The sequence below is a fragment of the Salinibacterium sp. GXW1014 genome (assembly GCF_044769865.1).
Taxonomy (GTDB): Bacteria; Actinomycetota; Actinomycetes; order Actinomycetales; family Microbacteriaceae; genus Homoserinimonas.
The window spans coordinates 893671-916003 of sequence record NZ_JBIZWA010000001.1; the positions used below are offsets into that span (position 1 = coordinate 893671).

A 22333-nucleotide genomic window follows, 5' to 3' on the forward strand; every position below is an offset into this window, starting at 1 on the left:
GAACTTGAGAGCGCAGGCCATGTCAACACTGACTCCCCGCCAGCGGCTGAGCCGCCTCGACGTCAAGGCCTCGCCCTACCTCTATATCGCGCCGTTCTTCATCCTCTTCGCGCTCGTGGGGCTCTTCCCACTCCTCTACACCTTCGTCGTCTCGCTCTACGACTGGCACCTCCTGAAGGGCCAGGGCGACTTCGTCGGCCTCGGCAACTTCACCGCCGTGCTGCAGGACCGGTTCTTCTGGAACTCCCTCTTCAACACCTTCAGCATCTTCCTGCTGTCGGCGATCCCCCAGCTGCTTGCGGCCGTCATCATCGCGGCCGTGCTCGACGCCAACATCCGCGCCAAGACCTTCTGGCGCATGGCCGTGCTGCTCCCCTACGTCGTCACCCCCGTCGCGGTCTCGATCATCTTCAGCAACCTCTTCGGCGACGACTACGGTCTCGTCAACAACCTGCTGCAGAACTTCGGCCTCGATCCCGTCGCCTGGCACCGCGAGACCTTCGCGAGCCACTTCGCGATCGCCACCATGGTCAACTGGCGCTGGACCGGCTACAACGCCCTCATCCTCCTGGCCGCCATGCAGGCAGTGCCGCGCGAGCTGCACGAGTCAGCGGCGATCGACGGGGCGGGCGCGGTGCGCCGCTTCGTGTCGATCACGATTCCGAGCATCCGGCCCACCATGATCTTCGTCATCATCACGGCCACGATCGGTGGCCTGCAGATCTTCGCCGAGCCGCGCCTCTTCGACCCCGCCACGGCAGGCGGCGTCGGCGGCTCGCACCGGCAGTTCCAGACGACCGTGCTCTACCTCTGGGAGATGGCGTTCTTCCGCCAGAACTTCGGCGAGGCTGCGGCGATCGCCTGGCTGCTCTTCATCATCATCATCGTCATCGGCCTCATCAACTTCATGCTCACCCGGCGCATCGCCACGGGCGACAGCGCCAAGTCCCGCCGCGCCCTGCCGTGGGTGCGGCGGCGGCACGAGCAGGTCGAGCAAACTGTCACGACGCCGGGAACGATCTCAGAGGACGTGAAACTATGAGCATCCGCACCGCACCAGAAGCACGGCCCACGGATGCCGCGGCCGCGACGCCCCCGACGGGTGCCAGCCCGCGCGACACGGGTGCACCGCAGGTTCCCCGGCGCAGGCGCGGCGGTGGACTCGGCATCAACCGCCGCCCCGGCTGGTTCGTCTACGCGATCCTGCTCGTGGTGCTGTTGGGTTCCGCCTACCCGTTCTGGTGGTCATTCGTCATCGGTTCGCGCAACAACCAGGCACTGGGTTCCGCGTGGCCGCCCCTCATCCCGGGTGGCAACTTCTGGAGCAACGCCGCCAAGGTCTTCGACGCGATCCCGTTCTGGCAGGCACTCGCCAACAGCCTCATCGTGTCTTCCGTCATCACCGTCTCGGTCGTCAGCTTCGCGACCCTCGCGGGCTACGCCTTCGCGAAGCTCCGCTTCAAGGGGCGCAACGGCCTCATGGTCGGCGTCATCGCGACCATGGCGATCCCGACACAGCTCGGCATCATCCCGCTCTTCATCCTGATGCGGCAGTGGGGCTGGACGGGCGAGCTGGGCGCCGTGATCGTGCCGACCCTCGTGACGGCCTTCGGCGTGTTCTTCATGCGCCAGTACCTCGTCGATGTCATCCCGGACGAGCTCATCGAGGCCGCCCGCGTCGACGGCGCCAACATGATTCGCACCTTCTTCCACGTCGGCCTGCCCGCCGCGCGCCCGGCCATGGCCATCCTGGGTCTCTTCACGTTCATGACCGCGTGGACCGACTACCTCTGGCCCATGCTCGTGCTGCCCAACAACCCGACCCTTCAGGTAGCTCTCGGGCAACTGCAGTCTGGTTACTACGTGGACTTCTCGATCGTGCTCACGGGCGCGATCCTCTCGACCCTCCCGCTGCTCATCCTGTTCCTCATCGCAGGCAAGCAGCTCATCTCAGGAATCATGCAAGGAGCAGTGAAGGGCTAGTGCCTCAGCAACTCGAACTCTCGAACCTTCCCCAGAACTTCCTCTGGGGTTCGGCGACCGCTGCCGCCCAGATCGAAGGCGCCGGGCACGAAGACGGCAAGGAAGACTCGATCTGGGATGCCTTCGCCCGCGTTCCCGGTGCCGTCGCGGGAGGCGACACCCCCGAGGTGGCGGTCGACCACTACCACCGCATGCCCCAGGATGTCGCGCTCATGAAGCGCCTCGGCCTGCAGTCCTACCGCTTCTCGACCAGCTGGGCCCGCATCAAGCCGGGCGACGGCGACCTCAACAAGCAGGGCCTCGCCTTCTACAGCCGTCTCGTCGACGAGTTGCTTGAGGCGGGCATCCTGCCGTGGCTGACGCTCTACCACTGGGACCTGCCGCAGGCCGTGCAGGAGAAGGGCGGCTGGGCGAACCGCGACACCGCCTACCGCTTCCGCGACTACGCCTCGGCCGTGCACGACGTGCTCGGCGACCGGGTGAACCACTGGACGACCTTCAACGAGCCCCTCTGCTCCTCCCTCATCGGCTACGCGGGCGGCGAGCACGCCCCCGGACTGCAGGACCCTGTCGCGGCCCTCGCCGCCGTGCACCACCAGCACCTCGGCCATGGCCTCGCGACGCGCGCCCTGCGTGAGATGGGCGCCGAGCAGGTCGGCATCACCCTCAACCTCACCAACGCGGTGCCCAACGACCCGAGCGACCCCGTCGACCTCGACGCGGCCCGGCGCCTCGACGCGCTCTGGAACCGCATGTTCCTCGAGCCCATGCTGCTCGGCCAGTATCCGGAGGACCTACTGCAGGATGTCGCGCACCTCGGCCTCGCCGAACGCATCCAGCCCGGCGACCTCGAGATCATCTCGGCACCCATCGACTTTCTCGGCGTGAACCACTACCACGACGACAACGTCAGCGGGCATCCGCTGCCGCCCGGCACCCCGCCCGGCCTGCAGCCGACCCCTCGCCCGAAGTCGTCGCCGTTCCCCGGATCGGAGCACCTCACCTTCCCGAGCCGCAACCTGCCGCGCACCGCGATGGGCTGGGAGGTCAACCCCGACGGCCTGCGCACGCTGCTCGTGCGCCTCGGCCAGGAATACCCGAACCTGCCGCCGCTCTACGTGACCGAGAACGGCGCCGCCTACGAGGGCGACGAGGTCATCGACGGGCGCGTGGCCGACCCCGAGCGCGCGGAGTACATCCGCCAGCACGTCACGGCCGTCATCCAGGCGGTCGAGGAGGGCGCGGATGTCCGTGGCTACTTCGTCTGGTCACTCCTCGACAACTTCGAGTGGGCCTGGGGCTACGAGAAGCGCTTCGGGATCGTGCACGTCGACTACACCAGCTTCGAGCGCACGATCAAGGACAGCGGGCACCTCTACGCCTCCGTCATCGCCGAGCACTCGCGTGTGCGTGCCGCCTAGACTGGGGCGCACACGACGACAGTGCGAAGGGGGGCCACGATGACCCTCGAAGCTGAGCGCGCCGGGGCGCCCACGCTCGAAGAGGTTGCCCGCGTCGCGGGTGTGTCGCGGTCCACCGTGTCACGCGTGGTCAACGGCAGCCCGAATGTCACGGCGGATGTCATCGCGACCGTCAACCGGGCGATCGACGAACTCGGCTACGTGCCCAATCGCGCCGCCCGCTCGCTCGCGAGCCGGCGCACGCACGCGATCGCCCTCGTCATCCCCGAGAACACGGCCAAGTTCTTCGCCGACCCCTACTTCGCATCCGTCATCCAGGGCGTCGCACTGCACCTCGCGACGACCGAGTACACGCTCAGCCTCCTCATCGCCTCCGAGACGGAGACCGAGAAGACGCGGCGCTACCTGCAGGGCGGCAACGTCGACGGGGCCCTGATCCTCTCGCACCACAGCGACGACCAGGCCTATGTGCAGCTCTCCGGCCGCATGCCCATCGTCTTCGGCGGGCGCCCCATGAGCGGCAGCGACGGCACGCACTTCGTCGATGTCGACAACGTTGCGGCGGCACGATCCGCGACGGAGTATCTCATCAGCCGCGGCAAGACCCGCATCGCGACCATCAGCGGCCCGCACGACATGGCCTCCGGCCTCGACCGGCTTCAAGGCTGGCGGGAGGCGCTCGACGCGGCCGGCCTCACGGCAGACCTGCACGAGGAGGGCGACTTCACCCCGCCGAGCGGTGAGGATGCGATGCGTCGCCTGCTCGAACGCGGCGAGAAGTTCGACGGCCTCTTCGCTGCCAGCGCCCAGATGGCATCCGGAGCCCTCATCGCGCTTCGCAAGGCGGGACTGCGCGTGCCGGAGGACGTCGGCGTCGTCAGCATCGACAACGACTACTTCGCCAAGAACGCCCTGCCGCCGCTCACGACGATCGACCAGCCGTCGGTGCAGCAGGGCTCGAAGATGGCCGACGTGCTGCTGCGGCTGATCGAGGGCGAAGACGTGCCTCACGCGACGATCATCCCGACCAGCCTCGTGGAGCGCGCCTCCGTCTGAGTGTTCAAGATTCGGGAAGGCACACGGACGATTTCGTGGATCGCCCGTGTGCCTCCCTGAATCTTGAGAGCGACGGATGTCGCGGCGGCACCCGCGCCGGGCGCCATCGGTCCTACGTTACGGTGCCGCGGACTCCACGAACTCCACGCCGGCCTTCGCCAGCCGAGTGCGGATGACCTCCACGGAGTCACGGCTGCTGTCGACAAGCACGAAGCGGCGACCCAGGGCACCGGCAACCGCCCCCGTCGTGCCCGAGCCGGCGAAGAAATCGAGCACCCAGTCGCCCTCCCGCGACGAGGCCTGGATGATGCGGCGGAGGATGCCCACCGGTTTCTGGGTCGGGTACCCGGTCTTCTCCTTGCCCGTCGGCGAGACGATCGTGTGCCACCAGACATCCGTCGGCAGTTTGCCCCTCGCCGCCTTCTCGGGCGTCACCAGGCCGGGTGCCATGTAGGGCTCCCGGTCGACCGCCTCAGAGTCGAAGTGGTACGCCGCCGGGTTCTTGACGTAGACGAGGATCGTGTCGTGCTTGGTCGGCCAGCGGCTCTTCGACTTGGCGCCGTAGTCGTAGGCCCAAATGATCTCGTTGAGGAAGCACTCGCGGCCGAAGAGCGCGTCGAGCAGCACCTTCGCGTAGTGCGCCTCGCGGTAGTCGAGGTGCAGGTAGAGGGTGCCGTCGTCGGCGAGCAGTCGCCACGCCTCCAACAGCCGGGGCTCCAGGAACGACCAGTAGTCGTCGAAGGTGTCGTCGTACTGCATGAGGTCGCCCCGAATGCGCTCATACTGCACGCCCTTGAAGCCTGCGTTCCCGGCCGTGGCGCTGCGCACACTCTTCGTCGAATGACGCTGCTGGCTGCGACCCGTGTTGAAGGGCGGGTCAAGGTAGACGAGCGTGAACGACTCGTCGGGCAGGCTCGCGATGACCTCGAGGTTGTCGCCGAGGATGACCCGGTTGGGCGAGTCGGGAGTCCATGCGGCGGTCACGGCTCAATCTTCCCAGACCGCATGGCCTCCCAGCCCGCGTCCTCAGTCGATGGCGACGATGTCGAGCGTCATCCCCATCTCGCGGTGGGGCGGCACGGAACACCAGCCCTCGATGTCCTCCGTGATGATCCCCGCGTCGAGGGTCTCCGTCTTACCCTGGCCGAAGCGCTCCGTCGCCGGGCCGGTCTCAAGCACCAGGTCGTGCAGCTCGGCGTCCTCATTGCTCATTTCGATCACGAGTCGATTGCCGCGCGGCACCTCGATCACGTCGGGCACGTAGGCCATGTCGACCATCGACACCTGCACGGTGGTGGTCTCGCCCGTGCCCTCGGGTTCGGCGGCCGAGCATCCGGCGAGCGCCAGCGTGAGCGCGAGGGCGGCGATGAAACGGGTGATACGCATGGGATCTTTCCTGTCGAGTGATGCTGATGTCGGCGCAGCGGCCGCTAGGTGCGCACAGGCAGCACGAGCGGCCGCCCCGATCCCGGCTGCCGGATCACCTGCACCTCAAGCCCATAGGCATCGCCGATCGTCTCGGCCGTGAGCACCTCATCGGGCGAGCCGACCGTCACCATGCGACCCTCCGCGAGCAGCGCGACGCGGTCGGCATAGGCCCCCGCGAGCGAGAGGTCGTGCAGCACGACGACAACGGCGCGACCCTCGGATGCCAGCACTCGCGCCGTGCGCATGACCTCTTCCTGGTGCCGCAGGTCGAGCGCGGCGGTCGGTTCATCGAGCAGCACGACGTCGGTCTGCTGCGCCAACACGCGCGCGAGGGACACGCGGGCCTTCTCGCCGCCCGAGAGTGCCGTGTACCGGCGATCAAGGAGGTGCGTGACATCCGTCGCCGCCACGGCCGCCGCGATCGCGGTGCGGTCACGGTCGAAGTCTCCTCCGCGACCCCAGGGGCTGCGGCCCATCTCGACGACCTCGATCGCGCGGAAGGGAAAGCTGACCGTGTTCTCCTGCGTCAGCACGGCACGGCGGCGGGAGAGCTCGAGGTGCGACCAGTCGCGCACGGGACGCCCGTCGTAGAGCACGACCCCGTGGTCGGGCTTGCGGTCGCCCGCGAGCACCCCCAGCAGGGTGGACTTGCCGGCACCGTTCGGGCCGACGAGTGCGAGCACCTCGCCCGCGACGATTGAGAGCGACACCTCGGAGAGGATGCGCACCTCGCCCGCATGCACCGTCACACCGCTGGCCTCGACGTAGACGTCTCCTGCTTCGTGGCGGTGGATCATGCCCAACCCCCGCTCTGGCGTCGCGCCCGGTAGAGCAGATAGAAGAAGAAGGGCCCGCCGACAAGCGAGGTGAGCATGCCGATCGGCAGGTCGGCGCCTGCGACGAGCGTGCGGGCCAGCACGTCGGCGAAGACGAGCAGCACCCCGCCGCCGATCGCGCTCGCGATGATGAGCGGGCGGTGCTTCGGCCCGATCGCCATACGGATGATGTGGGGCACCACGAGGCCGACGAAGGAGATGATGCCGCAGAACGCGACGGCGACCCCCGTCAGCAGGGCGACGAGCACGATCGAGATGACCCGCAGCCGCTCGACGTCGACACCCAGGTGCCGGGCCGCGCGCTCCCCCAGCGAGAGGAGGTCGTAGCGCCGAGCGAGCACGACGGCCGCGACCGTGCCGACGAGCGCGATCGCAGCGACGATGCCCACCTCGGGCCACCGCGCACCGTTCATCGAGCCGAGCTGCCAGAAGACGATCTGCTCCCGGCTCGAGGTGTCGCCCGCGAACATCAGCAGGGCGAGCCCGGCGCCCGCAAAGGCGTTGATCGCGATGCCCGTGAGCAGGAGCGTGACGACCTCGGTGCGGCCGCTCGCGCGCGACACGAAGTAGACGAGCAGCACCGCGAGCAGGCCGCCCGCGAAGGCGAAGGCCGCGACCGCCCAGCCGCCGAAGGCCGTGATGCCGAAGACGATGGCGGCGGCCGCGCCAAGGGCTGCACCGGATGACACGCCCACGACGCCCGGTTCGGCCAGCGGGTTGCCGAAGATCGCCTGCATGACGGCACCCGCCACGGCGAGCGCCGCCCCGACCACGAGGCCCATCACAAGGCGGGGGAAGCGCACCGCCCATAGCGTCGAATCGATGATCGGATCATCCGAGGCCCACGCCGTCTCGATGCCGATCGCGCGAAGAATGGCGCCCAGCACCTCGCCGGGGGCGACCGGCAGCTGGCCGACCATCGCCGAGAGCACGACGCCACCAACGAGGGTCGCGCCCAGCACGGCCGCGAGCACCGTGGAACGGCCGCGGCGGCGAGTCACGGGCCGATCGACCTCGGTCACGGCACCCGCTGCAGCCACTCGTCGGTCGCGAACTTCTCCTCGACGAGCTCCTGCGCGCGGGCCAGCTCGTCAGCAGTGAGTTCGCCCGGCGTGAGGCCGTAGAGGGAACGGAAGGTACCGATCATCCGCTCGATGATCTCGTCGCGGGGAAGGCCCGTCTGCGACTTGAGCGGGTCGACGCGCTTGTTGGCGCTCGTCGTGCCCTTGTCACTCATCTTCTCGCGGCCGATGCGCAGCACCTCCACCATGCGGTCGCGGTCCATGTCGTAGCTCATGGTCACGTGGTGCAGCACCGCGCCGTTGCCGAGTCGCTTCTGCGCCGCCCCGCCGATCTTGCCCTGGGGGCTCGTGATGTCGTTGAGCGGCTGGTAGCTCGCGTCGATGCCGAGCGACTTCAGCGCCGTGATGGCCCACTCGTCGAGGAAGGCGTAGGAGTCGGCGAAGGTCAGCCCCTGCACGAGCTCACCCGGCACGTAGAGCGACCAGGTGATGATGCCGCCCGCCTCCATGAACATGGCGCCGCCGCCCGAGATGCGCCGCACCACGTCGATGCCGTACTTCTTGGCATTGTCGAGGTCGACTTCGTTCTTGAGCGACTGGAAGCTGCCGATCACGACGGCCGGTTCGTTCCACTCCCAGATGCGCAGGGTCGGGCCGCGGCGGCCGGCGCCGACCTCCTCCGTGAGTACCTGGTCGAGGGCGAGGTGCAGGCGGGGCGGCAGCGGTCCGGGATGCACGAGCTGCCAGTCGTAGTCGGTCCACGAGCTCGCGCGAGAGAGCGAGCGCCGCACCGCGATCGCGACCGCCTCGGGGCTGAAGCCCAACATCTGGGCCCCCTCGGGAAGCGCGCCGCGCACGGCGGCGGCGATCGTGGCGGAGTCGCTGTCCTCCGGCAGGCCCTCGACCGCGCGGTTGATGTCGAGCAGCGCGTCATCCGGCTCAAGGAAGAAGTCGCCCGCCAGGCGGAAGTTCGCGATGCGCCCCCGCTCGACGTCGAGGTCAACCACCACAAGCTTGCCGCCGGGAACCTTGTACTCGCCGTGCATCCGCACTCCTTCCGACTTAGGCAAGCCTAACGTGCGGGGGTGCCGCGCTGCCGACCGTGCAGCGGTGTGCGGGTTCGGTGGCGATGTGCGTCCTCTATCCCGCACATCGCCATCGAATGCGCACAACACCTGCGAGACCTCCCCTCACAGTCTCCGCGCGCCGCGCTCGTTCCCAGGCGCGGGCGGCGGAGTGGGCCCGCGACCGGCCTCCTGCCACCATCAGCGGATGCTCGACCCGCTGCTCTCGACACATCTCGCGCCGTTCATCCTGACGTCGTCGCTCGCCACGCCCGGTGAGCGCACGGCGCTGCAGCAGCGCGTGAGCCGCGGCGACCTCGTCACAGTGATGAGGGGTGTTCACCTTCCCCGTGAACACTGGGTGGAACTCGACGGCGCCGGCCGCCACCGGGCCTTGGTCACCGCGTGCTCGCTCGTGGCGGGCGGCTCACTCGTGTTCTCGCACCATTCTGCAGCGGCGCTCTGGCAGTTGCCTTGGGTCGGGGAATGGCCCTCGCGTGCACACGTCACCGATCCGCCGGGGCGCCGCGTGCGGTCGGGGAACTTTCTCATGAGGCACAACCCGACGAGGCCTCTCGCACATGTCCGGATCGATGGTCTCGCGGTCACCGATTTGTCTCGCACCGTCATCGATCTCGCGGCCGTTTTGCCATTCGCGGCGGCCGTCGTGGTTGCGGATGCTGCACTACGACGGCACCGGCACCCGAAGCATCCGCTGCCTGAACACCATGCGACGCGCACTTCGCTCCTTGGTGAGGTCGCGCGCCTCCCTCCTTCGCAGGGCTCTGTGAAGGCGCTCCGAGTGGCGGAGTTTGCCGATGGCCGCGCGCAGCTGCCTGGTGAGTCGCTCAGCCGCGTCAATATGCATGCGGCTGCACTTCCTGCCCCGATTCTCCAGCAACGCCTGCGCGGGGCGAGTGGCCGAGCGTACTTCGTCGACTTCTGGTGGCCGACCGCCAATCTGATCGGGGAATTCGACGGCGACGCGAAGTACACCGACCCCGAGTACCTCCAGGGGCGTACGCCAGCACAGGTCCTCAGAGACGAGAAAGCCCGAGAGGATGACCTCCGCGCGGCCGGCTACCGGTTCTCCCGCTGGCGGTGGAACACGGCGGTGTCGCCAGCACGGCTCCGGCGACACCTCGTCCGGGCTGGCCTGCGTGCTCAGTGATCGCGTCGGCGTTGTGCGTGTTTGGTGGCGATGCGTGGGGTAGAGCGTGCACATCGCCACCAAACACGCACAACGCTGGAGCGGGACGCCCGCTACTCCCCCGCGTGCTCCGGCAGGCGGTCGGCGAGCCACTCGAGCGTGTCGGCGAACACCTCGTCGCGGTTGGTCTCGTTGAAGACCTCGTGGCGGGCATCCGTGTAGACGATGAGTTCGACGTCGGTGAGCCCGGAACGCCCGATGTACGACTCCGCGAGCAACTCGGCACTGCGTTCGCCGCCGAAGGGGTCATCGCCGCCCACCTGGATGAGCAGCGGCACGTCGTGCGCGAGGTTGCGCCGGGGTCGGCCGAGGAGCTTGAGCGCGTCCCACAGCCCGAACTGCTTGATAGCGGATGCGGTGAAGCACAGTGGGTCGTCCGCGAAGGCCTGCGCGATGGCCGGGTCACGGCTGAGCCATTCGTTGCCGGTCGCGCCGAGGTGCCGGTGCCGCTTGTTGAGGTCGCCGCTGTTCATGTGGGCGAAGGTGCGGTAGGCGGTGCCGGTGAGGATGACGGCGTCGTATTCGTCGGGGTGGTCGTTGACGACGATCTGCGCCAGCAGCGAGCCCCAACTGTGGCCGACGATCGCGAGCGGCACGTCGGCGTTCTCCTCGCGGATGAGCCGGGTGAGGCTGCGAACCCCCTCGATCGTGGCGCGCAGTCCGCCCGGCCCGAGCTTGCCCATCTTGCTGAGGTCGCCGTTCCACTGCAGCAGGCCGGTCTGCCCGTGGCCGCGGTGGTCGTCGGCGTAGACGGTGTAGCCGGCGCCGACGAAGGCCTGGGCGACGTCCTCGTAGCGCACGGCGTGTTCGCCGAGTCCGTGCGAGATCTGGATGATGCCGCGAGGCTTGCCGACCTTCCACTCGTAGAAGTGGATGGTGACGCCGTGGGCGTCAACGAAGGTGCGCTCGTTGCGGATCGCCGTGAACTTGACCACTCTGCCTGCTTCCTCGGGGCCTCCCAGTGTATTCCCTGTGTTGCTTAGCCGAACTAATTTGTTAGGCTAATGAATTATGGACTCGGAGATCCGCCTCGCCATCGCCAAACTGGCCCGCCGCATGCGACAGGAGCGCGGCGCGAGCGATCTCGGCCCCAGCCAGTTCGGCGTGCTCATGTCACTCAGAATCGCCGGCCCGCAGACGCTCGGTGAACTCAGCGCCCAAGAACGCGTCACGGCGCCCTCCATGAACCGCACGGTCAACCTGCTCGAGGCATCCGGGCTCCTCAGCCGCACCGCGTCACCGGATGACGGCCGCAAGGTCATCATCGAACTGACGGATGCCGGTCGTGCGGTGCTGGAAGACACCCGTCGGCGCCGAGATGCCTGGTTCGGCGAGCGAGTCGCAATGCTCAGCGACGACGAGAGGGCCGCCCTCGAAGCGGCGACACCGGTGTTGCGGAAGCTGGCCGAGCTGTGAGGGCTATGTTCCGCTCCTTCAGCATCTTCAACTACCGCCTCTGGTTCGTCGGCGCCCTCGTGTCGAACGTCGGCACGTGGATGCAGCGCACCGCCCAGGACTGGATCGTGCTCACCGAGCTCACCGACAACGACGCCGCCGCACTCGGTGTGACGCTGGCGCTCCAGCTCGGTCCGCAGCTGCTCCTTCTGCCGTGGTCCGGGCTCATCGCCGACCGTTTCGACCGGCGCCGCGTGCTCATGGTGACGCAGGCCACCATGGGGCTGCTTGCCGTCGGGCTGTCGATCATCGTGCTCGCGGGGGTCGCCGAGCTATGGCACCTCTACGCCTTCGCCTTTGCGCTCGGCCTGACATCCGCGATCGATGCCCCCGCACGACAGGCCTTCGTCTCGGAGCTCGTCTCGGTCGAGTACCTGCCGAACGCGGTCGCGCTGAACTCGCTCTCGTTCCACAGCGCACGGCTCGCGGGCCCCGCGGTTGCCGGCATCCTGATCGCGCTCGTCGGCACGGGCTGGGTCTTCGTGATCAATGCGGCGACCTTCGCCGCCGTGCTCGCCTCCCTCTTCTTCATGCGCCGCCGGGAGCTCCAGCCAACGGAGAAGGCGAAGCGCGGCAAGGGGCAGTTGCGGGAGGGCTTCCGCTACGTGCGATCGCGGCCCGACATCATGCTCGTGCTGCTCTTGGTGTTCCTGATCGGCACCTTCGGCATGAACTTCGCGATCTACACCTCAACCATGACGACGATCGAGTTCGGCCTCGGCGCGAGCGAGTACGGCGCGCTCTCCTCGATCATGGCGATCGGTTCGGTCGCGGGCGCGCTCCTCGCCGCCCGCCGGGAGCGGGCGCGAGTCGGTCTCGCGGTCGCGGCGGCCGCCGCGTTCGGCTTCGCGTGCCTCACGGCATCCCTCATGCCCAGCTACCTGACCTTCGCGATCTCGCTCGTGCTCGTGGGCGCCTGCTCACTGACCTTCATGACGAGCGCGAACGCCTACGTGCAGACCACGACCGAGCCGGTCATGCGCGGCCGCGTCATGGCTCTCTACATGGCGGTCATGATGGGCGGCACGCCGATCGGTGCGCCGATCGTCGGCTGGGTCACCAACCACCTCGGCCCGCGGTGGGGTCTCGCCGTCGCGGCGATCGCCGGCCTGGCCGCGGCGATCATCGGCCTCGCCTGGCTGGTGCGGGCACGCGGGATGCGCGTCACCTACCGCGCTTCGGGTCGCCGCCGGCTCGGCCTGCACTTCACGGGTGACGGTCGCGTCGACGAGGAGCCGGGCGAGAGCGCCGTCGAGGCGGCGACGACCGAGATCGCGGTTATCGAGACGACGAACCAGCGTCGCTGATGGTCGAGCTCGGATGCGGTGCCTCCGGCGCGATGGAGCTGCGGTAGAGCGCGGCGAGCGACGGCCGGCCCCCACGCTCGTAGGCGTCCAGCTGCCGCGCGGCGCCCGTGCCCTCCGCAAAGATCCGGTCGACCCACTCCTCCACCTGCGCGAGGTCGCCTGCCTCGTCAAGCGCACTGCGCACGTGGTCGACGAGCGCGTCGACTGCCTGGCGGGCGGGCACGACCTCGCCGGTCAGCGGGTGCACGAGCTTGTCGGCGAGGCCATCACGGGCGGCGAGCCACAGCGCCGCGTCGATGAGTTCTGCGTCGAGTTCCTCGACGTCGCCCCGCTGCGCGAGTGCCGTCGCGACGAGGGCGCGCGTGAGGGCCGCGAGCAGCACGGTATGCCACGCCTCGAGCTGCACGTCCGGTGTGCGGATCTCGATCGTCGGCAGATGGTTGGAGAGGCGGATGTTCCACATGACGAGCGCGTCGTCGAAGGTGCCGCCCACCCCGACGAGCCGTTCGATCCTGCGGTCGTAGTCGGCGGCATCCGCGAATCGGGGCGGCGTGCCGCGCGTGGTCCAGCGCTGCAGCTGGATCGTGCGCCAGCTGGCGAAGCCCGTGTCGGCGCCGTTCCAGAATGGTGAGTTGGCTCCGAGCGCGGTGAGCAGTGGCATCCAGCGGCGAAGGCCGTTGAGTGCCCGCACGCCACTCTCGCGGTCGTCGATGTGCACATGCACGTGCAGGCCGTTGAAGAAGTAGTCGCGGCCGACCTGGCCGTACTCCTCGTAGACGCGGTGGTAGCGGGGCTTGTCGGTGACGACGCTGCCGCCATCGAGCGAGGGGAACGTGCCGCTCGCACACGGCACCACACCGACGGATGCCGCGGCGTCCCGCAGCCGCCCGCGGAACGCCTGCAGGTCACCGAGTGCCTGCTGCAGTGTCTCGAAGACCGGGCTGGGCCGCTCGAGTTGGCTCAGCAGGAACTCCCGCTGCACGTTCTTGCTCTCGACCCGCTCCACGCGGAGGGCCCTGTAGACGGCGGGACTCACGTCGCGCGGCTGCAGGGTGTCGGGGTCGATGAAGCAGTACTCCTCTTCCACACCGAATGTGACCACCGTGCCTCCTCGTGCGCTGTTGCCGACCGGCGCCTGCTTTGAATAGTAGGCACAGCATCCGCGCGGCGCTTTCAGAAGATTCGTGGCGGGGCGGTGGTACGAGCGTCACTGTGGCGTACCGGGCGCGGCGGTGACGAAGCCGAGCTCGGAGGCGGCCTCAAGGAGCCGTCGATCGTAGGCCACCACAAGGTCAGCGTCGATCAGGGTGGCTGTTGCCAGATGGATCGCGTCAAGGCTGCGCAGGGAGGCGGGGCCGAGTCGACGGGCGATCGCGATCACCTGCTCGCTGATCGGCGCCTCAAGCACGCCGGAGAGCGCCGTCTCCACAAGCTGACTCAGCTCGGCCGGGTGTTCGGCGTCTGCCCGGGAGCGGATGACGCGACTCACCTCGACTGAGGCGAGGGCAGAAGCGACGAGCAGGTCTGTTCGCTGCACCATGCCGTCGAGGGCGTTCGCGAGGGCGTCGGATTCCCGCTCTGCGACGGCGCGTTTCACGAGCGCACTGCCGTCGAGGTAGATCCTCACTCAGAACCGGTCTTCGCGGTCGAGAAGGTCAAGTGACGACACTCCTTCGGGAAGCTTCACGAGGCGGGCGGCGCGTCGGTATGGCGTGCGTGCGGGCTTCAGGATGCCTTGGGCGAGGAGGTCACCGTGTTCTGTTGTGGTCGCCGCGGTCGCAAGGAGGCGGTCGACCGCTTCCCGGATCAGCTCCTGCTGGGAACGGCCGGTTCGCACGGAGAACTCCCGGAGAGCTTCCTCGGCATCCGGTCGCAACCGCAGATTCATCGCCATGCAGTCATGGTACCAATGCGGCACCACTCGCGGTACCATCCATCGCTACCCCAGTTCCGCGAGCACTTCCTCCAGCTGGTCGACCGCCCAGTCGAGGTCGGCGGCTTCGATCACGATCGGGGGCGCGAGTCGCACGGTTGAGCCGTGCGTGTCCTTGGCGAGCACGCCACGATCCATGAGCAGCTCGCATACCCGACGGCCCGTGCCGAGCCGCGGGTCGATGTCGATGCCGGCCCACAGTCCAGCGCCGCGCACCTCGAGCACGCCGCGTCCAACAAGGGTCCCCAGCCGCTCGTGCAGGCGGGCCCCGAGTGTGCGGGCTCGTTCCTGGGGTTCACCCTCTGCGAGCATCCGCACGACCTCGGTGCCGACGGCTGCGGCAAGTGGGTTGCCGCCGAAGGTCGAGCCGTGCTGGCCGGGCTGCAGGACGCCGAGAATATCGGCATCGCCGACGACGGCCGAGACGGGCACGATGCCCCCGCCGAGCGCCTTGCCGAGCAGGGTGAGGTCGGGCACGACCCCGACGAGGTCGCACGCGAAGGTCGCGCCGGTGCGGCCCAGGCCGGACTGGATCTCGTCGGCGATCAGGAGCACGCGTTCGGCCGTGCAGAGCTTGCGCAGCGCCGGCAGGAAGTCGGCGGGCGGCACCAGCACGCCCGCCTCGCCCTGGATGGGCTCAACCAGCACGGCGACCGTGTCGGCGTCGATCAGCCGCGCCGCGGCGGCCGCGTCACCGTAGGGTGCGGTGCGGAATCCGGGGGTGAAGGGGCCGAAGTCCTGGCGGGCATCCGCATCGTCGCTGAAGCTCACGATCGTCGTCGTGCGCCCGTGGAAGTTGCCCGACATGACCACGATGTTGGCTCGATCAGGAGTGACGCCCTTGACCCGGTAGCCCCACGCCCGCGCGACCTTGATACCCGACTCGACCGCCTCCGCGCCCGTGTTCATCGGCAGCACCATATCCTTGCCAGCGAGCGCCGCCAGCTCCGTCACGAAGGTGCCGAGGCGGTCGTTGTGGAAGGCGCGACTCGTGAGTGTGATGCGGTCGAGCTGCTCCCGGGCCACCGCGAGCAGCCGCTCATTGGAGTGGCCGAAGTTGACGGCGGAGTATGCGGCGAGGCAGTCGAGGTAGCGGCGGCCGTCGACATCCGTCACCCAGGCGCCCTCGCCCGAGGCGACCACCACCGGGAGGGGGTGGTAGTTGTGCGGTGAGTGGGTGCTCTCGGCCTCGATCGCGTCACGCGAGCGGATGCCCTGCGCCACGCTCATCGACGAAGCTCCAGTGTGCAGCATTTGACTCCTCCTCCCCCGAGCAGCAACTCGGACAGGTCCACGTCGATGGTCTCGTAGCCTCGCTCCCGCAGCTGCCGGGCGTAGCCGAGGGCTCGGGATGCCACGACCACCGTGCGCCCGTCGCTGAAGCAGTTGAGCCCCAGCACTGCGGCATCCGCCTCCGTGACGATGATTGCGTTGGGGAACCGCTCGCGCAGCACACCCTGGCTGGCCTCGCTGAACGCGGAGGGCAGGTACGCAATCGTGGGCTCGGCGCCGGGGGCCGGCTCGGGGTCGAGCACGGCCAGCGCCGTGTCGAGGTGGTAGTAGCTGGGGTTCACGAGTTCGAGCCCCACAACCTCCCGGCCGAACACCCGCGCCAGTTCAGCCTGGCTGGCGGTGCTGCTGCGGAATCCCGAGCCGGCGAGGATGACCTCGCCCGCGAGCAGGAAGTCGCCCTCGCCCTCGTTGATCTCCTCCGGCACGTGCACGGCGTAGCCCGCTCGCTCGAACCAGTCCATATAAGCGGGCCCTTCCGGCGCGCGCTCCGGATGCGTGAAGCGTGCCCCGTAGGCGATGCCATCGAGCACGAAACCGCCGTTGGCGGCGTAGACCATGTCGGGCAACCCTGCGATGGGGTCGACCAGCTGCACGTCAAAGCCGAGGTCGACGTAGGCCGAGCGGAGCGTCTCCCACTGCTGCACGGCAAGGCTCGTGTCGGTGGGGTTCGCGGGGTGCATCCACGGGTTGATGCGGTAGCTCACCGTGAAGTGATCGGGTCGGCACATGAGCACGGTGCGCGCCGAAGCGGCACGCTCTACGGGCACGGCGGCAGTGTCGGTCAGGGTCATGTCTCCAGTGTCACAGCGGTTGCGGGCATGTTTTCGTGAATCCGCGCACGAAATCGCTGCACTGACCCGCCGTTATGCAATATTTCCCCGTAGAGTGCCGCCATGGACAACCTCGACCACGGCATCCTCGCACTGCTCCGCAAGAACGCCCGGGCCGGTTACGGCGACATCGGCGAGCGCATCGGTCTCTCCGCATCCGCCGTCAAGCGACGCGTCGACCGGCTCGTCGCCGATGGCGTCATCCGCAGCTTCACGATCCAGGTCGACCCCGCGGTCGATGGCCTCGGCACCGAGGCCTACGTCGAGCTGTTCTGCCGCGGAACGGTCGCGCCCGCGGAACTGCGACGGATGCTCTCCGACATCCCCGAGGTCGTCGGCGCTGGCACGGTGAGCGGCAGCGCCGACGCCATGCTGCACATGAGGAGCCGTGACATCCACAGCCTCGAGGTCGCGATCGAGAAGGTGCGCGATGCGCCGAACGTCGACCACACGCGGAGCTCGATCGTGCTGTCGCGACTCATCGAGCGGGCGCGCGACTGAACGAGCGGCTCAGATGATCCAGCCGTCGTCGGTCGTGAAGTTCTCCAACAAGGGCTCGACGGGCTCGTAGCGGCGTTCCCAGAACTCGCCGTACTCGAGCAGCCAGCGCGCGGCGTCTTCGAGGGGGTCGGCGCGCAGGGAGCTGATGGTGGCGGTGCCGACCGGGCGACGGTGGATGAGGCCCGCCGATTCGAGCACGCGGAGGTGGCGCGAGATGGCCGGCTGGCTGAGCGGGAAGTGGTGCGCGAGCTGCCCGACGGTGGCGTCGTCGTCGCGCAACAGCCCGAGGATTGCGCGTCGTGTAGGGTCAGCGAGCGCCGCGAATACCGCATCCAGATCGGCCTTCGGCATTCATAACCTCCATGTTTCAAAACGGGAAGGTTAAGAATAGCGAGCTTTTCACCGAGATACCCCGAAAACGCTGTCACGATTTGAGGCGCGCCATAGCATGACGAATTGCTACAACTGAACAATGACCTCGGCAACACTCCCCACGCTCGACCTCTCGCGCCTTCAGAAGGGCGAAGAGGAGGCGGCCGCCTTCCGCCGCGACCTGCGCGAGGCGACCCACGACTACGGCTTCTTCTACCTGACCGGCCACGGCATCCCGCACGAGCTCTTCGACGGGATGATCGGCACGGCCCGCAGCTTCTTCGACCTGCCTGAGGCCGACAAGCTCGAGATTGAGAACGTCAAGAGCCGACACTTCCGCGGCTACACGCGCGTCGGCGGGGAGCGCACGCAGGGCAAGGTCGACTGGCGCGAGCAGATCGACATCGGCCCGGAGCGCGCCGCCGTGGAGAAGGGCGAAGGCGTCGCCCCTTACTGGACGCTCGAGGGCCCCAACATGTGGCCGAGCGCCCTCCCCGAACTCCGCGACGTCGTGAGCGAGTGGGAAGCGAACATGAACAAGGTCGCCATCACGCTCATGCGGGCGTGGGCCGAGTCGCTCGGCGCCGACCCCGACACCTTCGACGCGGCCTTCGCGCACGAGCCCTCGACGCTCATCAAGATCGTCCGCTACCCCGGCAAGGACGACCCCACACCACAGCAGGGTGTCGGCGCCCACAAGGACTTCGGCGTGCTCACCCTCCTTTACGTCGAGGAAGGCAAGGCCGGCCTCCAGGTCGAGAAAGACGGCGAGTGGATCGACGCCCCGCCGATTCCCTACACCTTCGTCGTCAACATCGGCGAGTTGCTCGAGGTCGCGACCGGCGGCTACCTGCGCGCGACGGTGCACCGCGTCATCTCGCCCAAGGCCGGCGAAGACCGCATCTCGATCCCCTACTTCTACGCCCCCGCGCTCGACGCCACCATCCCGACGATCCCGCTTCCGCCCGAGCTCGCCGCTCGCGCGAACGGTGTGACCCCGGATGCCCATGGCGAGCCCCTCTACGCCACCTACGGCGAGAACGCGCTCAAGAGCCGGCTGCGGGCACACCCGGATGTCGCGGCGATCCACCACCCCGAGCTGGTGAAGGCGCCCGTCCCGGCAGCCTGAGCCCGCCCGGTCTCACGCGCGACCGGCCAAAGTTTCGCCCAAACGGGTGCTGTTAGCCAAAAGTTTGGCCACTCAGCGAAGCCTCTGGACTCGACGAACCTCAGAACTCGATCTGCGCCACCATCGGGTCGGGCCGACCGTGCCGCTCGGCTGTCATGCTCACGACCTGCGCGCGCAGGAACGGCAGCAACTCGAGCCGCCCAGACGTCGTGACGGGCGCGGCGGAGAGCGCGACATCCGGCCGCAGCGAAAGCACGGTGGCCAGCACGGCGGGGTCGCCTCCGAGCAGGCGGATGTGCGGCGTCGTCACCTCGCCCGTCTGCAGGCGCGCGTGCCAGCGTGTGTCGCTCTCGATGAGCACCTCGCTGACGCGAAGCGGCGACAGTGGGTGCGCGAAGAGCTGCACGAGTCGCTCGGGCAGCGGCTGCGCGGTGCTGATGTGCACGCGCGCCCCCGCGCGGGTGGCCGCCGCGAGCACGCGCACAAGCTGCGCGGGCGAGACACCGTCGGAGAGGCGCACGGTCGTCTCCACGGGCAGGTAGCGCACGACCGTGCGGGTTCCGGATGCCCCCTGCTCCTCCCGCGCGTCGCGGTAGCGCTCGACCCACGCCCGTTCGTCGCTCACCGCGCCGGCGCGCACGAGGTCGAACTCGAGGAACTTCATGGTCGGCTGCGCGGCCTCGATGAGCGTGCGCACGGTGTCGCCGATGCCCTCGAGTCGCACGCTCTGCTGCGGCTCACTGAACTTGGGCAGCCATTCGCCGAGGGCCATGATGCGCTCGGCGCTGCCGCGTGGGGCACCGGCCCCGCGCCATCCGCCGGCCTGCAGCGAGTCGAGCGGATGCCCCACCGTGGCCTTGTTCACATGCAGCGAGCCGCAGTCGACTGAGTCGAGCCACGCCGCCAGCTCATCGACGTCGAGCGTGTGGATGCCCGCCGTCTCACCGTGCAGTTGGTTCTGCAGTCTGATGGCCGTCTCGAGGTCGGGGACGCTCGTGAGCACGAGTGCTGGGGCGTCGGCGACACGTTGGGCTGCGACATCCGATCCCACGCCGTCGCGCACACCGGGCCGCCACAGCGTGAGCCGGTCGTCGAGGGCCTCGGGTTCGACCAACCAGCTCTCGCCGTCGCCCGCGAGCGAGAGCAGGCGGCGCACCCGCTCGGGCGGCGACCCGATGAGCGGCCCGAGCCTCGCCGAGGCCTCGAGGGACGAGGCGGGGTGCCGCGAGCGTGCGGCATCCGCGATGCGCCTCCGCAGTTCCCGCGACTCCCCCATGCCGCCGACGAGGATCACGAGCCGTGCACCCTCCGGGTGCTGCCCCGCATGGTGGAACGCCCCAGTGACGATGTCGCGGGCGGCGGCATCGATGTCGGCACTCGCGGCGACGATGACGGATGCCACGCCCCGCACATCTCCGAGCGGTGGCCGTTCGGGCCGCCACGACCTCAGAAGTCGTGCGGTGTCGCGATCGCCGTTGAACAGCACCTGCTCGATGTCGGGGTGCGAGAGGGCACGGCGGGCGACGGCGGGGTCCTCGGGCACGATGAGCGTCACGAGCCCGGGCGCGATGCCCGACTCGTGCGCTGCCCGCACGACGACCGCGGCGCTGTGCCTCGCCTGGTGCGCGGGCTGCACGAGGATGGCGCTCCCGGCGAGCAGGGCGGCGGCGATGCCGTCGGCGGTGTCGCTCGAGGGCGTCGTCCAACTGGGGGCGAGGAGCACTGACCCAGCTGGCGCGAACTCGGCGTTGTCGATGGCTGTGACGGCCTCATGTTCCCGCGCGAGCCTGCGCGCGAGGGCGACCGCCCGCACGACCTCCGCGTCGGCTTCGGCAATCGTCATCCCGGTCTCGCGTACGAGGGTCGCGGCGACCTGTCCGCGCATGATCTCGAGGGCCTCTGCGAAGGCGAGCACGGCGTCAACACGGTCGGCGGATGCCCGGGCTCCCCAGGTCTCGCCGGCGGCGACCGACCCGGCGATGAGTGCGTCAAGCGACTCGATGTCCCGCACGATGTCGAATGACTCGACCGCGTCGTCGCGCGCCCGCGTGAGCACGCCGCGGGCCCACTGTCGTCCCTCTGCCGTGGCGGGGTCGATCAGGGCGGGAGCGTCCGCGGGAGCGTCTTGCGGGGTGGGCTCCGGCAGCGGCAGCTCCATGGCATCGACGGATGCCCGGAATCGCGCCGCCTCGCGCTCGAACAGTTGCTCATCCTCGGCGAGCGCCGGCACCGCCGAGCGGAAGCTTGCGGGATCGGCCTGCTCCCGCAACCGCTCGAGCAGGTACCCGGCGACGCCGCCATAGGACTCATCGTCGACGACGGGCGTGTATTCCGTGACGGTCGCACCGGAACCGAGCACCGCCTCCGCGTAGGGCGTCGCGCCCAGGTGCATCTCGATCTCGAGCCGCGATGCGACCCCGCGGCGCTCCGCCAACTCCCGCGCGAAGGCCAGGTCGAAGAGATTGTTGCTCGCCATCACGACCGTGAGCGATTCGGAGCGGTCCGCGCGAAGTGCCCAGTCGAGCATCCGCTTGACCTGCGCATCCGTCGCCTCCCTGCTCGGCAGGGCTCCCGGCTGCGGCACCCCCTTGACGAGGCGAACGCGGGTGGACGCGCCGCCCTGCGCTCGGCGTTCGCGCGCCCACGCGGCGACGCCCTGCAGGAGCGCCAGGGAGTCCGGCAGGTTGGCCGGAAGGGTGATGCCGCCCTCATAGTCGCTGAGCGAGGGCCGCGAGAGCAGCCCCGTGAACACGTCGAGCGTGTAGTCGAGCTCGCTGCGGCCGCCCATTTCAAGCGTGATGCGCTTGGGGGTCGGGGCGGCAGCGGCGGCCTCGTAGAGCGGCTCCAGCCGGTCGATCGCCCGCTCGACCGCCTCGTCGTGCGCCCAGGGGTGGTGCGGGCCGACAAGGTCCGCGAGCCGCACCGAGACGCTTTCCACCTCCGCGCGCGAGAGCAGTTCCGTGACGGCGGCGAGTCGGCGATCGGCTGCAGTACCGCCCAGCACGGCATTCCCGAAGGGAGCGACGTCGACACGGATGCCGCGTTCCCACAGTTCGCGGATGCGCTCACCCAGCTCCGGCTCGTCGACGACCAGCTCACGCATGGAACGCCGGAAACTCGCTCGCACGATCGGCACGAGCGCCCTCGGCGAGAGCAGCGAGAAGCCGCCCGCGAGCTGCACGAGCACGCGAAGCCCGGCTGGGAGGTCAGGCGGCATCTGGCGGGAGAGCCGCTCGAGGTTGCGCGCGGCGGCACCCTCGTCGGCCGCACAGATCACGAGCTCGATGAACTGGGTCGCGAACTCGAGCCCCTCGGCGTCGCGAACGATATCCGCCGTCTTCCAGCCGCTGCGCGAGAGCCGGGGGCGCCGCGTCCCATCGGCGGGTGGGGTGACCCACTCGCGCACGGTCGCGATGACGGAATCGGTGAGGTCGGCTGCGCGAGCGGGGGTCTGCGACGCGGACGGCATGGCCCACAGGCTACTGCGGGCATC

The 22333-nt window shown here is 68.9% G+C and carries 22 protein-coding genes; 9 read left to right on the forward strand and 13 right to left on the reverse strand.

Going from position 1 to position 22333, the window contains the following annotated elements; translation table 11 throughout:
- The first annotated feature begins 19 nt into the window (after positions 1-19).
- Genes ACIQK7_RS04440 through ACIQK7_RS04455 form a run of 4 tightly spaced genes read left to right on the forward strand, consistent with a single transcriptional unit; the run spans position 20 to position 4460 of the window.
- The gene (locus tag ACIQK7_RS04440) at positions 20-1042 is read left to right on the forward strand and encodes a carbohydrate ABC transporter permease (RefSeq protein ID WP_403021710.1); all 1023 of its coding nucleotides are present in this window, start codon (positions 20-22) and stop codon (positions 1040-1042) included.
- On the forward strand, positions 1039-1983 hold the full coding sequence (locus ACIQK7_RS04445; protein WP_403021712.1) for a carbohydrate ABC transporter permease: 945 nt from the start codon (positions 1039-1041) through the stop codon (positions 1981-1983). The genes ACIQK7_RS04440 and ACIQK7_RS04445 overlap by 4 nt, the downstream gene beginning before the upstream one ends.
- Positions 1983-3404 carry a glycoside hydrolase family 1 protein gene (locus ACIQK7_RS04450; RefSeq protein WP_403021714.1) on the forward strand — a complete coding sequence of 474 codons (1422 nt, stop codon included), beginning with the start codon at positions 1983-1985 and terminating at the stop codon, positions 3402-3404. Before ACIQK7_RS04445 ends, ACIQK7_RS04450 begins: the two co-directional genes overlap by 1 nt.
- Before the next feature lie 39 nt (positions 3405-3443).
- Positions 3444-4460 (forward strand): LacI family DNA-binding transcriptional regulator, encoded by a 1017-nt coding sequence (locus tag ACIQK7_RS04455; RefSeq protein ID WP_403021716.1) that lies wholly within the window; start codon positions 3444-3446, stop codon positions 4458-4460.
- 117 nt (positions 4461-4577) lie between these two features.
- Here the strand turns inward: ACIQK7_RS04455 and ACIQK7_RS04460 are convergent, their stop codons facing one another.
- The 5 genes from ACIQK7_RS04460 to ACIQK7_RS04480 are packed head-to-tail and all read right to left on the reverse strand — an operon-like array spanning position 4578 to position 8792.
- Positions 4578-5444: a DNA-methyltransferase gene (locus ACIQK7_RS04460; protein ID WP_403021718.1), complete on the reverse strand. Its 867-nt coding sequence runs from the start codon at positions 5442-5444 to the stop codon at positions 4578-4580.
- Positions 5445-5486: 42 nt separating this feature from the next.
- Positions 5487-5846: a cupredoxin domain-containing protein gene (locus tag ACIQK7_RS04465; RefSeq protein ID WP_403021720.1), complete on the reverse strand. Its 360-nt coding sequence runs from the start codon at positions 5844-5846 to the stop codon at positions 5487-5489.
- 44 nt (positions 5847-5890) lie between these two features.
- Complete coding sequence (locus tag ACIQK7_RS04470) at positions 5891-6685, reverse strand: heme ABC transporter ATP-binding protein (RefSeq protein WP_403021721.1); 795 nt, start codon at positions 6683-6685, stop codon at positions 5891-5893.
- The gene (locus ACIQK7_RS04475; protein WP_403021722.1) at positions 6682-7746 is read right to left on the reverse strand and encodes a FecCD family ABC transporter permease; all 1065 of its coding nucleotides are present in this window, start codon (positions 7744-7746) and stop codon (positions 6682-6684) included. The genes ACIQK7_RS04470 and ACIQK7_RS04475 overlap by 4 nt, the downstream gene beginning before the upstream one ends.
- Positions 7743-8792, reverse strand: a complete 1050-nt coding sequence (locus ACIQK7_RS04480; protein WP_403021723.1) for a biotin/lipoate A/B protein ligase family protein — start codon at positions 8790-8792, stop codon at positions 7743-7745. The genes ACIQK7_RS04475 and ACIQK7_RS04480 overlap by 4 nt, the downstream gene beginning before the upstream one ends.
- A 226-nt stretch (positions 8793-9018) precedes the next feature.
- Here ACIQK7_RS04480 and ACIQK7_RS04485 point away from each other — a divergent pair, with 226 nt between their 5' ends.
- On the forward strand, positions 9019-9981 hold the full coding sequence (locus ACIQK7_RS04485; protein ID WP_403021724.1) for a hypothetical protein: 963 nt from the start codon (positions 9019-9021) through the stop codon (positions 9979-9981).
- A 92-nt stretch (positions 9982-10073) separates the two neighbouring features.
- Here the strand turns inward: ACIQK7_RS04485 and ACIQK7_RS04490 are convergent, their stop codons facing one another.
- Positions 10074-10955: an alpha/beta fold hydrolase gene (locus ACIQK7_RS04490; RefSeq protein ID WP_403021725.1), complete on the reverse strand. Its 882-nt coding sequence runs from the start codon at positions 10953-10955 to the stop codon at positions 10074-10076.
- 76 nt (positions 10956-11031) lie between these two features.
- On the opposite strand from ACIQK7_RS04490, the gene ACIQK7_RS04495 reads away from it, so the two are divergent.
- Positions 11032-11436 (forward strand): MarR family winged helix-turn-helix transcriptional regulator, encoded by a 405-nt coding sequence (locus ACIQK7_RS04495; RefSeq protein WP_403021727.1) that lies wholly within the window; start codon positions 11032-11034, stop codon positions 11434-11436.
- Positions 11437-11441: 5 nt separating this feature from the next.
- Positions 11442-12782, forward strand: a complete 1341-nt coding sequence (locus ACIQK7_RS04500; protein ID WP_403021729.1) for an MFS transporter — start codon at positions 11442-11444, stop codon at positions 12780-12782.
- On the opposite strand, the gene ACIQK7_RS04505 is transcribed toward ACIQK7_RS04500, so the two are convergent.
- The 5 genes from ACIQK7_RS04505 to ddaH all read right to left on the reverse strand — a co-directional run bounded on the left by ACIQK7_RS04505 (position 12754) and on the right by ddaH (position 16799).
- Complete coding sequence (locus ACIQK7_RS04505) at positions 12754-13884, reverse strand: glutamate--cysteine ligase (protein ID WP_403021731.1); 1131 nt, start codon at positions 13882-13884, stop codon at positions 12754-12756. The two genes, ACIQK7_RS04500 and ACIQK7_RS04505, sit on opposite strands and share 29 nt — an antisense overlap.
- A 105-nt stretch (positions 13885-13989) precedes the next feature.
- Positions 13990-14409: a type II toxin-antitoxin system VapC family toxin gene (locus ACIQK7_RS04510; RefSeq protein ID WP_403021732.1), complete on the reverse strand. Its 420-nt coding sequence runs from the start codon at positions 14407-14409 to the stop codon at positions 13990-13992.
- Positions 14410-14676, reverse strand: a complete 267-nt coding sequence (locus ACIQK7_RS04515) for a hypothetical protein (RefSeq protein WP_403021734.1) — start codon at positions 14674-14676, stop codon at positions 14410-14412.
- A 45-nt stretch (positions 14677-14721) separates the two neighbouring features.
- Positions 14722-15969, reverse strand: coding sequence for an ornithine--oxo-acid transaminase (rocD, locus tag ACIQK7_RS04520; RefSeq protein ID WP_403021736.1), 1248 nt, complete (start codon positions 15967-15969; stop codon positions 14722-14724).
- Positions 15942-16799: a dimethylargininase gene (ddaH, locus tag ACIQK7_RS04525; RefSeq protein ID WP_403021738.1), complete on the reverse strand. Its 858-nt coding sequence runs from the start codon at positions 16797-16799 to the stop codon at positions 15942-15944. The genes rocD and ddaH overlap by 28 nt, the downstream gene beginning before the upstream one ends.
- Before the next feature lie 102 nt (positions 16800-16901).
- Between ddaH and ACIQK7_RS04530 the strand changes: the two genes are divergently transcribed.
- A complete protein-coding gene (locus ACIQK7_RS04530; RefSeq protein ID WP_147722929.1) occupies positions 16902-17339 on the forward strand; it encodes an Lrp/AsnC family transcriptional regulator in 438 nt (145 codons plus the stop codon).
- 9 nt (positions 17340-17348) lie between these two features.
- Here ACIQK7_RS04530 and ACIQK7_RS04535 read toward each other — a convergent pair whose 3' ends face one another.
- Positions 17349-17690, reverse strand: coding sequence for a helix-turn-helix transcriptional regulator (locus ACIQK7_RS04535; protein ID WP_147722930.1), 342 nt, complete (start codon positions 17688-17690; stop codon positions 17349-17351).
- Positions 17691-17811: 121 nt separating this feature from the next.
- Between ACIQK7_RS04535 and ACIQK7_RS04540 the strand changes: the two genes are divergently transcribed.
- Positions 17812-18840: an isopenicillin N synthase family dioxygenase gene (locus ACIQK7_RS04540; protein WP_403021741.1), complete on the forward strand. Its 1029-nt coding sequence runs from the start codon at positions 17812-17814 to the stop codon at positions 18838-18840.
- Positions 18841-18940: 100 nt separating this feature from the next.
- On the opposite strand, the gene ACIQK7_RS04545 is transcribed toward ACIQK7_RS04540, so the two are convergent.
- A complete protein-coding gene (locus ACIQK7_RS04545) occupies positions 18941-22309 on the reverse strand; it encodes a proline dehydrogenase family protein (RefSeq protein ID WP_403021743.1) in 3369 nt (1122 codons plus the stop codon).
- Positions 22310-22333 lie beyond the last annotated feature (24 nt).